Below are 13585 nucleotides of genomic sequence, written 5' to 3'. Positions count from 1 at the left end.
GTTACTCTGCTCCGCAACGCTTGAGCAGCATTTCAAACAGCTGGATACCCAGGTCGATTTCTTCCTCGGTAATCATCAGCGAAGGCGCCAGCGTGATCACGTTTTTCTCGTAGCCACCGATATCCAGCACCAAGCCATACTGCTTGTCACCAATCAGCAAATCACCTTTCAGGCCTTCGTTAAACATGCGGTCAGCCAGGGCACGACTTGCGGTGAAACCGTCGCTCTCGCACAACTCGATTCTGAGCGCCAGGCCCAGACCGCTGACATCGCCCACGCACTTCCAGCGCGACTTCAGCTCATGCAAACGTTTGAGGAAATGCGCGCCACGTTGACGCACATGCGGCTCAAAATCAGACTCTTGCGTCATCTTCAACACTTCGAGCGCCACGGCAGTGCCGAGCGGATTCGAGGCAAAAGTAGAGTGGGTTGACCCTGGTGGGAATTTTTCAGGCGAGATCAATTCTTCGCGCGCCCAGATCCCGGACAGCGGATTCAAGCCGTTAGTGATCGCCTTACCAAACACAAAAATATCCGGCACGATGCCAAAGTTTTCCCAGGACCACAATTTACCCGTCCGGTAAACGCCCATCTGAATTTCGTCGGCCACCAGCAACACATTGCGTTTTTTCAGTGAAGCTTGCAGCTTTTGCATATATCCCTCAGGCGGAATAATGTAGCCGCCGGTCCCCTGCATAGGCTCAATATAAAACGCGCCAAATTCACACTGTTTGGATTTTTCATCCCAGAAAGACTGGTATTCGGTTTCAAACAGTTTTTCAAACTCTTTGTGGCAATAGGTATCGCAAGTTTCCACTTTCATGTCATACGGGCAACGGAAGCAGTATGGATACGGCACAAAGTGCGCGCGGTCAGCAAAGTTGCCAAACCGGCGGCGGTAACGGTAGCTGGAAGTAATCGCAGAGGCGCCCAGCGTACGGCCGTGGTAACCGCCCATAAATGCAAACTGATGTGTTTTACCGGTATGGTTACGCACCACTTTCAAGGAGTCTTCAACCGCTTGTGCCCCGCCAACGTTGAAGTGGACGCGGCCTTTGACCCCATATTTTTCTTCCATGTAGCGGCAGATGATTTCTGCCAGCTCGACTTTTTCCTTGTGCAGGTATTGGCTGGCCAGTTGTGGCAAGGTATCAATCTGCTTCTTCAGCACATTGGCAATGCGCTCGTTTTTGTAGCCGAAATTGACAGCGGAATACCACATTTGCCAATCGAGGTATTTCACCCCTTTTTCATCATACAAAAAGCTGCCATCACAGCCTTCAAATACTTTGGGAGGATCGGCATAGTTCACCGTGTCACCATGTGAACAGTACTGATTGTTCTTATCGAGAATTTCTATAATTTTTTGGTCCATAATGAAATCGCCTCACTAGGCTGTTTGGTGGGTAAGAGTGGTTGAAATCTGACATTCGGGCCAGTCTTGCAAGACGGCCACTACATCGTCAAAGGTAGAAAACGGAATAAAAGGAATCTGGTTTTTTTCGCAATGCTTGACCAGTGAGCCTTTGGCAAATACCACATCAGCGCGTTTGGCCAGACAGGCGTCTGACTTGCCATCGCCGATCAGCACCACTTTTTCGCCAGGATAGGCGCGCTGGGCCGTGGCAATCGCACATTTGCAATTGCCGTTGCCGCCCGCACAATCAGGCTGACGGTTAGGGAAAGTCATGCGGATGCCTTTGGGTTCAAAGTTCAGGCGATTGGCAAACACCGGCAGCTCAGGAAAGGCGGAATGTTGCATGGAAACCTTGATCGCATGATCCAGGCCATCGCTGGCAATCACCACACGCGCAAACTGGCGGGCAAAGCTATGAAACTGGCAAAAGCTACGGTCTAGCTCTATGGTGCGGAAAAAACTTTCGAGGGCAATGTGATCGGCTTCAACCAGCGCCAACTGGTTGCTCATGCAGGTGACGGCATCGATCTCGCCCGCCAGCCACGACTGCTCATACTGCTGCCAGCGGTCATCGGCAAACTTCTCCAGCAAGGCATCAATCGTGTCCGACTTTGAAATGGTGCCATCAAAATCCACAATAAATAACATCACCCTCTCCTTATTTTTCGACAACAGCAATCTGGTCCGAACAGCAGGCCTCTCCTGTTGCGCCTACCAGTCAATCTTGGTTACGGCGTCATCATGCAGTCAAATTCTTACGAAACACTTACAGTCATTCAGTGGCCAAATTGATGTAAGCAAACTGTAAGTAGGCATGAGGCAAGCTAGCAGCAATCTTGAAGCAGGACTCAGATGAATGCGTATTTTGTTGGTTGAGGATGATGTGGTACTCGGTGATGCCGTCGTGCAATCGCTAGTCAATGCAACCTATGCGGTTGACTGGTTCAGAAATGGCAAGGACGGTGTACTGGCGGCACAAGCACAAACCTATGATCTGGTGTTACTGGATTTGGGGTTGCCGTTTTTAACCGGCTTTGAAGTCATTCAGCGCTTGCGCAACAGCAAACAATCCGTCCCTATCATCGTGCTGACCGCGAATGACAACCCGGATGATATCGTCAACGCCTTTGACATGGGCGCGGATGATTACCTGATCAAACCATTCAGACTGCCCGAGCTGGCTGCCAGGATCCGCGCCCAGATCCGGCGCGTGAATGCGCACTACTCCTCCAAGATTACGATAGGTCCGCTGGAACTGGACACCAAGGAGCATAGCGTTCACCTCAAGGGCGAGAAACTCAGTGTGTCGCCACGCGAGTTTTCCTTACTGGAAACCCTGGCCAATAAATGCGGCAAGTTGGTGACCAAAGAGGCGCTGATTGAAAGCCTGTGCAACTGGGAACAGGATATCGGCCAGAATGCGATTGAGGTCTATGTGCACCGCTTGCGCAAAAAACTGGGCGACGGCGAGGTCTGCATTTCCAACGTACGCGGTCTGGGCTATATCATGGAACAAAAGAATCCATGAATCGACTGTTCAAATTGAGCCAGGGCCGCACCCTGCGCAAACAGTTATTCTTGTGGGTGACCATCCCCATGTTCATCCTGGTGCCGCTGGACACCACCATTTTGTACAAGGTAGGAAGCCACTTTATTGAGCAATCGTTTGATGAGATGCTGGAGGATATTGCCAATGACGTGATCGCCATGATCAGCGAATCCGGCAAGACCCCGGAAAATTTCAGAATGAGCACGGAATCACAAACAGTGCTGTTTTCTGACAAGGATGATAAAACCTATTTTGCGATTTACGACGCGCAAGGCCATTATTTAAGTGGCGACCCGACACTGCCCTTTAACCACAAGGACAGCTTGAATCATCGTCATTTACGCTATGCCAGAGCGCATGGCGAGGTCGTGCGATTGCTTAATCAGAAAAGCACGATTGTCGATCGTCAGAACCAGCCGCTCATGTACTCTGTGTTGATTGCCGAAACCGTGCACAAACGTAATGACTTGCGCAGCCGGATTCTATTCGCCATCGTCCTGCCACAGTTGCTCCTGCTGCTGGTCTGCAGTGTCATGCTGTTAGCCGGGGTGACCAAGGGTCTACGGCCACTGCACGAGCTCAACGAAGAGATCGCTAAACGCTCCAGCACGCAACTGGACCCGGTCATGCTCAACAACGTACCCGAAGAGGCCATGGTGTTGATCAACTCGATCAACCTGCTCATGGGCAGGCTCAATAACGCCATCCTGGCGCAGAACCAGTTTATTGCTGATGCCGCCCATCAATTGCGTACCCCATTGGCAGGCATACAGGCGCAACTGGAGCTCGCATTGCGCCATGAGCAGGCCAAGGACCAGTCTCAACACCAGCTGGGCATGATCAGCGAAAGCGTGAGCAAGCTCACACATATCGTCAACCAGTTGTTGCGGCTGTCAAATAACCAGCCTGAAGCCGCCAACGTGATTGCGCTCAAACCGGTCAATCTGCTGGCCCTGGCCCAAGATGCCTGCGTGGAAGTGATTCATTTTGCACTGAAAAAAAATATAGATCTGGGCCTAGAGTCCAGTAGTGCCGGACCTTTGCCAGACTTCACCATCCATGCCGACAAGCAACGCCTGAAGATTCTTCTGGTCAACCTGCTGGACAATGCGGTGCGCTATACACCGGAAGGAGGCAAGGTGACGCTGTCTGTGATTGCCCAGGAAAAATGGACGGAAATCCAGGTGGAAGACAACGGGATCGGCATCCCGGAAGAAGAGCATGCCATGGTATTTGAACGCTTTCACCGCGTGCTCAACCACTCACAGGAAGGCAGCGGCTTGGGCCTATCCATCGTCAAGGAAATTGTGGCGCTGCATAGTGCCAGCATCACCGTCAGCGCTGGCGAACAGGGCATAGGCACGCTGATGACGGTGCGGTTTCAACGGCCGGGGGCTAGCGGCCCGGCACAGCTGAGCTAAGGCGTGATGCACTTCGCTAGGTCTGATGCACTATGCTGGGAACAGTATGGGCTGAAAACGAGCGATTGCCTGCCATCAAACCAACACTTGCATGCTGTAGCAACCGCCACCTTGACAGGGATGACGCACCTTAGGATTTCATTTTACGCGCTGGCCGGTTTGGCGGATTCAGCGTGGCATATAAATTAATCAGGCTGCGTTGCTGACCATCAGAACACAGCTGAAAATGAATCAGGTACTGCTTGCCGACACGGATAAACTGGTGGGCGGCCTGAATCTCTTCTAGCGTCAATACCGGGTTTTCGCCAACATTGGTGGCAACGTCTAGCGCATTGCCTTGCCAGTCAAACTTGATTTTCTCAGGCGTCATGCCACTTTCACTATAAGCCACGGTTTTGATTCTGGCCATGGTGACTTGCTGCTGGCAGTCAGGCGACACTTCATCCAGATTCACCAGCGCAATGACGGCAGGCTTGCTTGTGGATTTGCTACCGTGCTTATCCTCAGTCACCGTCATGGCACTGATCACTTTGGCACTATCGCTGGAAGCCAGTGCAAAAGAGACCGGCCACCAAAGACTAAACAGGCAACTTCCTGTGACCAGCCAGGCTGCTCGACACTGTTTGATCCCGCCCATGACTGCGCCCTCCTGCAGGTTAACTCATTTGCACTCCGCCATTCACACTGGCGGACTTGCCTATTTTTGATTTGAAATAATATACGCGCATTTTGACGCTCGCCAAGCACTTTTATACTTGTCAATCACGCATGATCCGACTGCGCGGTGCGTCAGCCTTTTCTGACTGGCAGTCACGACAGAGGCTGATAGTGCGCATGCCAGGCTTTTTTTATCATGAGCATGTATCTAAACATTTGGGAAAGGTCGAACATGCTTTATTACGCACTCTTGTTTCTGGTCATTTCATTTATCGCCGGGCTCTTGGGGTTTAGAGGCGTTGAGTCGGGCGCGGCCACCATCTCCAAGGTATTTTTCTTTATTTTCCTGCTGCTGGCCATCGGCATTGCGCTAGCAACGGTGCTTGGCATTAGTATGATCGCTTAATATCCATTCGACCCTGGCAGCGGACACCACCTTCCGCAGCGGGGACGCGTCCTGATCCATGCGTCAGGACGTGTTTTATCTTTACGCTGCCTGGGGATAGCGGCGATAATAGGGCATGGTTTCTGGTCACCGCTCTACTCACACGCCCACTGTACTTGATCCACAGGCACTCAGTTTGTGGATGGATTCCTTAGCGCAACGGTTTACGGCTGATGAATTGACACAAATACGGCAGGCGGCTGAGCTGGCAGCGTCTCTGTATGCGCAACACCATGCCATCAACCGTTATCCCTTATTGCAACATGCCTTAGAAACGGCCTCTACCCTCTCGGATATCAACATGGATGCAGACAGCCTGACTGCCTGCATTCTGTATGCCGCGCCAGACTTTCTTGATGACTGGTCCGTCCACTTATCTGCCCGCTTCAATCCGTGCGTTGTCAGTCTGATAGAGGGTATTTCGCGCATGTCACAGATCCATGCCTTGAGTGAAATGGATGGCTTGCACCACGCGGACACCAAAGCGGACCACAAACAGAATGACCGCGCGCAACAGATGGAAGCGCTGCGCAAAATGCTATTGGCGATGGTGCAAGATATCCGTGTCGTGTTGATCAAGCTGGCAGAGCGTACCCAATTATTACGGCATTTGTCTGGCGCCAGCCCAGAGCAACAAGTGCAGATTGCCCGCGAGAACCAGAGTATCTTTGCCCCGCTGGCCAACCGCCTGGGCGTGTGGCAACTCAAATGGGAACTCGAAGACTTATCCTTACGCTACCTCGAACCGCAGCTGTATAAAGAAGTCTCGAAAATGCTGGACGAACGGCGTGTGGATCGTGAACAGTATATTGCAGAGGTCGTGCGGCAGCTGCAGCATGAACTGACCCAAGCGGGCATCCAGGGGGAAGTGAGCGGGCGGCCAAAACACATCTACAGCATCGTGAAAAAAATGCGTAGCAAGCATCTGCAATTTAACCAGCTGTATGATGTGCGTGCGGTTCGCATCATGGTGCAAGATGTGAAAGACTGCTATACCGCACTTGGCCTGGTACATCACTTGTGGCAACCGATTCCCGGTGAGTTTGATGACTATATTGCCCGCCCCAAAAGCAACAACTACCGGTCCCTGCACACGGCTGTCAGCGGCCCTCGTGGCCTTGCAGTGGAGGTGCAGATCCGCACGTTTGAAATGCACCAGCATTCCGAGCTGGGCGTTGCCGCACATTGGCGCTATAAGGAGGGTGGAAAATCCGACGCGAAATTCGACGAAAAAATTGCCTGGTTGCGCCAGATCTTGTCCTGGAAGGATGAGGTCGCTGATCAGGGTGATTTGCTGGAGCAATTCAACAATGCGTTATTCCAGGACAAAGTATACGTGTTGACACCACAAGGCAAAGTCATGGACTTGCCCAAAGGCGCCACCCCCATAGACTTTGCTTACGCTTTACACACAGACCTGGGTCATCGCACCCGCGGCGCGAAAATCGACGGCCAGATCGTCCCCTTGCATACCAAGCTGGAAAACGGCCAGCGGGTGGAAATCCTGACCGCCAAACATGGCGCCCCCAGCCGAGACTGGCTGAACCCTGCGCTCGGCTTTTTGCAAAGCGCCAGTGCACGCGCCAAGGTGCGCCACTGGTTTAAATACCAGCATTTTGAAGAAAACGTCGCCCAGGGCCGGGCTAAATTGGACAAAGAGTTACACCGTGCCGGTGCCAGTAGCCTGCCGCTTGAAAAAGTCGCACAAAAGCTGCAGTTCCAGAAACTGGAAGATTGCCTGGCTGCGATTGGCCGCGGCGATATCAGCGAACACCAAATTGCCATCACCATTCAGGGGGAATTGACACCGGTTGCGCAAGGCAATGCGCCAGCCATCATCAAGCGCCCCAGCGCCTCTCAGGTGAACCATGCGGGCATTATGATTGAAGGCATAGGCAATGTACAAACCACCATGGCCAAATGCTGCAAGCCGGTGTCGCCAGAACCGATAGTCGCGTATCTGACGCGCAACCACAGTGTGACCATCCACCGCCAGGCGTGCTCGTTTATTACGCGGCTCGACCAGACACGCCACAACCGTCTGCTCAATGCGCAATGGGGCAATAAACAATCTGGCGTATACGAAGTGGATATTGTGCTGGAAGCGAATGACCGTCAGGGATTGTTGCGTGACATCAGCGAGCTGTTTGCGCGTGAAAAAATCAATACCACAAAAGCGAACACGCTCAGCCGCAACCATGTGGCGCTCATGCACTTTACGGTGGAACTGGTTGACCTCGACCAGCTAGAGCACTTGCTGGCAAGGCTCAAGCAAGTGCCAGGCGTGATCATGGCCCAGCGACAGACCTAAGCCACGTTGAATGATGACATCATGAAACAGGAGAATCCAGCACATGTCTTACCTTGATGACCCACGGGTTTATTTTGCGGCAGAACGGACATTGCTGGCCTGGCAACGTTCAGCCATTGCCCTGATGGGGCTGGGGTTTGTGATTGAGCGTTTTGGCTTGTTTATGCAGCTCATGGCACAGGGGCAGCCAGTGCCGCCCTCCCAAAGCATGTTATCGCTCTATCTCGGGGTTGGATTTATTCTGCTGGGGGCCTGTACGGCAATCTTGTCTGCCATCCAATTTCTGCTGTTTTACCAATCACTCAGCACACAGGAAAAACCACGTGGCCACGTTTACTGGCTGCCACCGGCGGTCAACTTGTTCCTGGCGGTCTCTGCTGCAGCATTAAGCGGCTGGTTAGTGTTTACTCGCTAGCCTTTCCAGGCACGGATAGACTGGATTTTCAGATTTAAGCGGTCATCATTTTTCCGCTGCGGCCCTCATGGCAATATTGACCTGATCCCCATCGTTGAGACCATCTGGCGGATTCTCTACCACCATATCCGTGCTTGTCAGTCCAGACTGCACTTCCAGTTGCTTACCCAGGTCACGCGCAATGGTAATCGTTTTTAAAGTCACCTTGCGATCTTTACCAACGGTAGCCACCTTGAGGCCATTCTGGTCAAAAATCAGTGCACTGGCAGGAATGCTCAGCCGCGCGACAGCATCATTGAATAGCAGATTGACATTGGCAAAGCCCCCAGGCAAAAAACGGCCCGCTGCATTATCCACCAGTAACTGTACCAGCGTTGTACCAGAGGATGCATTGATGGCACCTGAAGTTGATTGTATCGTGGCCTCGAACGCTTCACCCGCGGCTTCCGGCACGGTAAACCTGGCTTTGTCACCGGTCCGGATCTGACCGACATAATTTTGTGGCACATTGATATAGAGGCGCAACTTGCGCGTGTTGGACACTTCAAATAGCGGCAACACCGTCGCACTGCTACTGCCCGCATTAATCAGCGCGCCAGTGTCGGTATTGCGTGCTGTCACTGAGCCGTCAAACGGCGCCACGATGCGGGCAAAACTTTTGAGGGCAAGCAAACGGTTGACATTGGCTTCGGCCGCTTTCACGATCGCCTGCTTGCTTTGCAAGTCTCCCACTTTTTCATCCACCGCCTGGCGGGCAATCGACTGCGTTTTTAGCATTTCCTGCCAGCGCTTGGCCGTGGTTTCTGCCAGTGCCACATTGGCTTGCGCACTGGCGAGATCGGCTTTGGCTTGCAACAATTCCTGATCCAGATCCGGCGTCTCGATCTCGGCCAGCAATTGCCCACTTTTCACCCGCGTGCCAATATCGGCTTTCCAGGATTTGAGATAGCCACTGACGCGCGCATAAATCGGTGCTCGTGCGTAGGCCTCAAATCGCCCTGGCAAGATCAGGCTGCCCCCTTGGTCAGACTGTGCAGGCGGGTGGATACTGACCGTCGGAATCGCCTGCTGGTCGGTCCAGGCCTTGACGCTGGCGTCATGGCTGTGACGGCTGCTGATGCCCGCAATCACAATGCCACTGGCGATCAGGGCCAAGATCAGGCCCGCCAGCTTGAGGCCCCGGCTGGCCGTGGGTGGATTACTCATGGATAGGGTCTCCTGAATCACTGACTGGCCCTGAAACACTTGCCTCAGGGGAAGCCTGTCGTTTTTGATGAATCGCACTAAAGACAACGGGCACAAACAGCAGGGTGGCGACGGTGGCAAACAGCAAGCCACCGATCACAGCCCGGCCCAACGGCGCATTCTGCTCGCCGCCCTCGCCCAGGCCCAAAGCCATGGGGGTCATGCCGATGACCATGGCCAGCGCGGTCATGAGTACCGGCCTAAAGCGGACGAAGCCCGCCTCCAGCGCCGCAGCAGTCGCATCTTGCAAGACGGCCAGCCGTTCGCGGGCAAAACTGATCACCAGCACACTATTGGCCGTCGCCACCCCCATACACATGATGGCGCCGGTCAGGGCGGGCACCGACAAAGGCGTGAAGGTCACAAACAACATCCAGACGATACCGGCCAGCGCCGCTGGTAAAGCTGAAATAATCACAAACGGGTCACTCCAGGATTGCAGGTTGACCACAATCAGCAGGTAAATCAGCACAATGGCGCCCAGCAACCCAAAGAACAGACCGGTAAATGCGCTTTGCATGGTCTGCACCTGGCCCAGCATCACCACGCTGGCGGCTTTAGGCACTTGCGCTTGCGTGTCCTCCAGAATCTTGCGGATATCGGCGGCCACCGCCCCCAGGTCGCGGTCTTGCGTGCTGGCATGAATCTGCACCATGGGCTGGATATCATATTGGCTGATGACGGCATTGCCGACACTGCGTTTAAATGTTGCCAACCCACCCAATGTCTGTAGCGGCGTATCTGCACCGCCTATCGGCAGGTTGGCCAGCGTGTTGAGGCTATCGAGCTGGTATTGCGGGGTTTGCAGCACAATCGGGTAAGTCACGCCATTGGCAGGGTTCAACCAATAAGTCGGGGAGACTTGCGAACTGCCCGCCAGGTTCACCACCAGGCTATTGGTGACGTCGCGCGTACTGATGCCCAGCTCCTGCGCACGGGTTTTATCGACGGTAATGTCAAAACCGGGACGCCGACGCGACTGCTGGATACGCGCATCGACCACACCAGGCACTGCGCGGATGCGTGCCAGCAACTGGTTGGCATAGACAAAATCTTCGGCCAGCTTGCCGCCGCGAATCTGGATGTCAATCGGGGCTGGTGAGCCAAAATTAAGTATCTGACTGACAATATCCGCTGGCGGGAATGAAAAGGTCGTATCCGGAAACTGCCTGGGCAGCACTTCGCGTAGGGTACGGATGTAATCTGCTGTCGGCGCATGCTCGGGTTTGAGCGCGATCTGGATATCGCCATCATGCGCGCCGGTCAGGCCGGTATTGTTGTAGGTCATGTTGATACTGCTGATCGGCATGCCGATATTATCGACAATGGTGAGGATTTCCTCCGGCGGGATAACCTGTTTGATGGCTGCCTGTATCCGGGCAAAACGGTTGGCGGTGTCTTCAATACGGGTGCCCACCGGTACGCGGGCATGCATGAGGATTTGGCCACTATCCACCGCCGGAAAAAAGTTACGCCCCAGCATGGGCAGCAATAAAAACGACAGCATCACCAGCAACATAAAGCCGATCATAAACAGTCGGCGGTGGGCAATCGCCAGGCTCAGCAAGCCATGATAGCCATGCCGGAGCTGCTCAAAGCGGGTTTCAAAGTGTTGCTGGAACCTGACCAGCGGATTGCGGCTGGCTGGGCGGTGTTCACCTGCGACATGTGGTTTGAGCAGGTAATTGGCCATGGTCGGGACCAGGGTCCGTGACAAAATAAACGAGCTGACCATGGCAAACATGACGGCTTCGGCCATGGGCACGAATAAAAAGCGCGACACGCCCTCAAGAAAAAACATGGGCACAAACACGATACAAATACACAGCAGCGACACAAACGCAGGCGTCACAATCTGTGCGGCACCATCGAGAATGGACTGCTCGACCGGCTTGCCTTGCTCCAGGTGCCAGTTAATATTTTCAATGGTCACGGTGGCCTCATCGACCAGCAAACCTACTGCCAAGGCGAGGCCACCCAGGGTCATGATATTGAGCGTCTCGCCTATCGCCGACAGCCCCATCACCGCCCCCAGAATGGACAAGGGAATGGAGGTGGCAATGATCAGCGACGAGCGCCAGCTGCCCAAAAATAGCAGGATCATGAGGCTGGTGAGCACCGCCGCCAGCACGCCTTCAAACACCACGCCTTCAATCGCCGCACGCACAAACAGCGACTGATCGTTGATCGGCGTTGCCACCAGCGTCTCAGGCAGGGCCGGCTTGATTTCTTCCAGTTTGGCCTTGATACCATCGACAATATCCAGCGTCGAGATGGCGCCATTTTTGAGGATGGTCATCAGCACCGAACGGTTGCCATCCACATGCACGATATTGGTTTGTGGCGGATTGCCATCACGTACCTGACCGATATCACGCATATAGACGGTGGCGCCATTGACCACCTTGACCGGGATATTGGACAGCTCGTCAATTTGAGTGACGGCATTATTCAGGTTCAGCGTGTATTCAATGCTGCCAATTTTTTGTGTCCCCACCGGTACGATCATATTGTGCGCAGCCAGCGCATTGGCAATATCCTGTGCCGACAAGCCACGGGCCTGCAACGCGGCCGGATTCAGGTCAATCTGGATCTGCCGGCTTTTGCCGCCATAGGGAAATGGCACGCCCGCGCCCGGCACCGTGACCAACCGGATACGCACGGCATTCAGGCCCAGGTCAGCCAGGTTCTGCTCGGTCAGGCCTTTACCAGACAAGGCAATCTGCAAGATGGGCACCGTGGAGGCGTTATAGTTAAGAATCAGCGGCGGCGTGGTGCCGGCGGGCATCTGCCGCGTCACTGTTTGCGAAATCGCCGCCACCTGCGCATTGGCGGTGGCGATATTGACGCCCATGTGGAAAAAGATTTTGACGATGGCAAACCCATTGTATGAATTGGCCTCGATATGCTCGATATCGTTGACGGTGGTGGTCAGGCTGCGCTGATATAGCGTACTGATGCGGCCCGCCATGTCATCTGGCGGCAAGCCATTGTATTGCCAGGCCACCGCTACCACCGGGATGCGGATATCCGGAAAAATATCCACCGGGCTGCGCAGGGCCGACAAAGTACCAAAAATCAGAATCAGCAGCGCCATCACCACAAAGGTGTAAGGCCGTTTGAGGGCAATGCCAACCACATTAAACATGCGCGTCCTTTGCTGCGGTGATGGCAAAACCGGCATCCCGCCAGGCATCAATGCCGCCGCTTAACGGGCGGATATTGCGATAGCCACGCCGAATCAGTTTTTTTGCCACTTTGGCTGCGGTGACCTCATTCGGGCAGGAGCAGTACAAAATAACGGGCGCATCTTCATCAATATCCAGCGTCAATTGGTCCACATCTTCCAGCGTGACAAACTGTGCCCCCGGAATCCAGCCGTCTTCTATCAAGTGCGGGGCACGCGTATCCAGAATCACCGGCGCCGCATCACTGGCGATCAGTGTATGCAACTCTTGGACACTGATCCGAGCCATGCGCAGGCTTTTGAGAAAGCGTTGCCGGTCCCACCATTTGACCGCGATAAACGCGGTTAACAGCAGTAAAACCAGCCCGGTGCCCCATTTACCCATTTCGACCAGCGTTAGCATCAGCTCGTCAATCGCAGAACTGAACAGATTGCCCAACCACAATGCGGAGCCCGACCATAGCAGCGCGCCCAGGCCATCCATAAGCGCAAACAGCCAATAAGGCGTGCCGGATGATCCGGCCAGCGCACTCGAAATTGAGGCAAAGCCCGGGATAAATTTGCAGACCAGCAACGCGGGCGGGCCGAATTTCAGATAAAGCGCCTCGGTTTGTCGCACACAGGTGTCTGGCGACAAGGAGATTTTGCATAACTTGCCCATGACGCGCTTGCCATATTTGCGCCCAGCGCGGTACCAGATGGAGTCTGCCAGCAAGGCTGCCACCAGCGCCACCAGCAACATGGCCGCCCAGGAGTACTGGCCATTGCCGATCAAGACTCCGGCCAGCAGCAAGGTGGGATAGGCCGGTAAAGGCAAGCCCATCTGCTCCAGAAATACACTGGCAAACACAATCAGCAAACCATATTGCTGAATCAGCTCAAGCACGACATTCATAACAGTTCTTTTTTAACGGGAAATCACACACAGACCATCACAT

General features: G+C 54.0%; 11 protein-coding genes. 5 read left to right on the top strand and 6 right to left on the bottom strand.

Features of this window, described 5'->3' with window-relative positions; genetic code table 11:
• Position 1: 1 nt before the first annotated feature.
• Both ACFQ1T_RS02090 and ACFQ1T_RS02085 read right to left on the bottom strand, forming a co-directional pair.
• Entirely contained in the window at positions 2 to 1375 is a 1374-nt protein-coding gene (locus ACFQ1T_RS02090) for an aspartate aminotransferase family protein (protein ID WP_194749364.1), read from the bottom strand.
• Between the two features lie 15 nt (positions 1376 to 1390).
• Positions 1391 to 2065, bottom strand: a complete 675-nt coding sequence (locus ACFQ1T_RS02085) for an MtnX-like HAD-IB family phosphatase (protein WP_194749363.1) — start codon at positions 2063 to 2065, stop codon at positions 1391 to 1393.
• A gap of 208 nt (positions 2066 to 2273) precedes the next feature.
• On the opposite strand from ACFQ1T_RS02085, the gene ACFQ1T_RS02080 reads away from it, so the two are divergent.
• Together ACFQ1T_RS02080 and ACFQ1T_RS02075 are read left to right on the top strand one after the other, a co-directional pair.
• Positions 2274 to 2945, top strand: coding sequence for a response regulator transcription factor (locus tag ACFQ1T_RS02080; RefSeq protein WP_194749362.1), 672 nt, complete (start codon positions 2274 to 2276; stop codon positions 2943 to 2945).
• Positions 2942 to 4387 (top strand): sensor histidine kinase, encoded by a 1446-nt coding sequence (locus ACFQ1T_RS02075; RefSeq protein ID WP_379073618.1) that lies wholly within the window; start codon positions 2942 to 2944, stop codon positions 4385 to 4387. The genes ACFQ1T_RS02080 and ACFQ1T_RS02075 overlap by 4 nt, the downstream gene beginning before the upstream one ends.
• 130 nt (positions 4388 to 4517) lie before the next feature.
• On the opposite strand, the gene ACFQ1T_RS02070 is transcribed toward ACFQ1T_RS02075, so the two are convergent.
• A complete protein-coding gene (locus ACFQ1T_RS02070; protein ID WP_379073616.1) occupies positions 4518 to 5024 on the bottom strand; it encodes a hypothetical protein in 507 nt (168 codons plus the stop codon).
• Positions 5025 to 5276: 252 nt separating this feature from the next.
• On the opposite strand from ACFQ1T_RS02070, the gene ACFQ1T_RS02065 reads away from it, so the two are divergent.
• From ACFQ1T_RS02065 to ACFQ1T_RS02055, 3 genes are all read left to right on the top strand, one after another.
• Complete coding sequence (locus ACFQ1T_RS02065; RefSeq protein ID WP_194749360.1) at positions 5277 to 5450, top strand: DUF1328 domain-containing protein; 174 nt, start codon at positions 5277 to 5279, stop codon at positions 5448 to 5450.
• Positions 5451 to 5565: 115 nt separating this feature from the next.
• Positions 5566 to 7800 carry a RelA/SpoT family protein gene (locus ACFQ1T_RS02060; protein WP_379073614.1) on the top strand — a complete coding sequence of 745 codons (2235 nt, stop codon included), beginning with the start codon at positions 5566 to 5568 and terminating at the stop codon, positions 7798 to 7800.
• Positions 7801 to 7843: 43 nt separating this feature from the next.
• Entirely contained in the window at positions 7844 to 8215 is a 372-nt protein-coding gene (locus ACFQ1T_RS02055; RefSeq protein ID WP_379073612.1) for a YidH family protein, read from the top strand.
• A 45-nt stretch (positions 8216 to 8260) separates the two neighbouring features.
• Here the strand turns inward: ACFQ1T_RS02055 and ACFQ1T_RS02050 are convergent, their stop codons facing one another.
• From ACFQ1T_RS02050 to ACFQ1T_RS02040, 3 genes are read right to left on the bottom strand one after another with little or no spacing between them, the layout of a single operon-like run.
• Positions 8261 to 9421, bottom strand: a complete 1161-nt coding sequence (locus tag ACFQ1T_RS02050) for an efflux RND transporter periplasmic adaptor subunit (protein WP_313987067.1) — start codon at positions 9419 to 9421, stop codon at positions 8261 to 8263.
• Positions 9414 to 12608 carry an efflux RND transporter permease subunit gene (locus ACFQ1T_RS02045; RefSeq protein WP_379073610.1) on the bottom strand — a complete coding sequence of 1065 codons (3195 nt, stop codon included), beginning with the start codon at positions 12606 to 12608 and terminating at the stop codon, positions 9414 to 9416. The genes ACFQ1T_RS02050 and ACFQ1T_RS02045 overlap by 8 nt, the downstream gene beginning before the upstream one ends.
• The gene (locus ACFQ1T_RS02040) at positions 12601 to 13542 is read right to left on the bottom strand and encodes a VTT domain-containing protein (protein ID WP_379073608.1); all 942 of its coding nucleotides are present in this window, start codon (positions 13540 to 13542) and stop codon (positions 12601 to 12603) included. Before ACFQ1T_RS02040 ends, ACFQ1T_RS02045 begins: the two co-directional genes overlap by 8 nt.
• Positions 13543 to 13585: the final 43 nt, after the last annotated feature.

This window comes from Methylophilus glucosoxydans, from assembly GCF_042676145.1.
GTDB lineage: Bacteria > Pseudomonadota > Gammaproteobacteria > Burkholderiales > Methylophilaceae > Methylophilus > Methylophilus glucosoxydans.
This window is presented reverse-complemented; position numbering and strand designations above follow the sequence as displayed.

Coding starts and splice junctions, on each gene's coding strand:
- ACFQ1T_RS02090 (WP_194749364.1), bottom strand. CDS start 1,375: ATGGACCAAAAAATTATAGAAATTCTCGATAAGAACAATCAGTACTGT.
- ACFQ1T_RS02085 (WP_194749363.1), bottom strand. CDS start 2,065: ATGTTATTTATTGTGGATTTTGATGGCACCATTTCAAAGTCGGACACG.
- ACFQ1T_RS02080 (WP_194749362.1), top strand. CDS start 2,274: ATGCGTATTTTGTTGGTTGAGGATGATGTGGTACTCGGTGATGCCGTC.
- ACFQ1T_RS02075 (WP_379073618.1), top strand. CDS start 2,942: ATGAATCGACTGTTCAAATTGAGCCAGGGCCGCACCCTGCGCAAACAG.
- ACFQ1T_RS02070 (WP_379073616.1), bottom strand. CDS start 5,024: ATGGGCGGGATCAAACAGTGTCGAGCAGCCTGGCTGGTCACAGGAAGT.
- ACFQ1T_RS02065 (WP_194749360.1), top strand. CDS start 5,277: ATGCTTTATTACGCACTCTTGTTTCTGGTCATTTCATTTATCGCCGGG.
- ACFQ1T_RS02060 (WP_379073614.1), top strand. CDS start 5,566: ATGGTTTCTGGTCACCGCTCTACTCACACGCCCACTGTACTTGATCCA.
- ACFQ1T_RS02055 (WP_379073612.1), top strand. CDS start 7,844: ATGTCTTACCTTGATGACCCACGGGTTTATTTTGCGGCAGAACGGACA.
- ACFQ1T_RS02050 (WP_313987067.1), bottom strand. CDS start 9,421: ATGAGTAATCCACCCACGGCCAGCCGGGGCCTCAAGCTGGCGGGCCTG.
- ACFQ1T_RS02045 (WP_379073610.1), bottom strand. CDS start 12,608: ATGTTTAATGTGGTTGGCATTGCCCTCAAACGGCCTTACACCTTTGTG.
- ACFQ1T_RS02040 (WP_379073608.1), bottom strand. CDS start 13,542: ATGAATGTCGTGCTTGAGCTGATTCAGCAATATGGTTTGCTGATTGTG.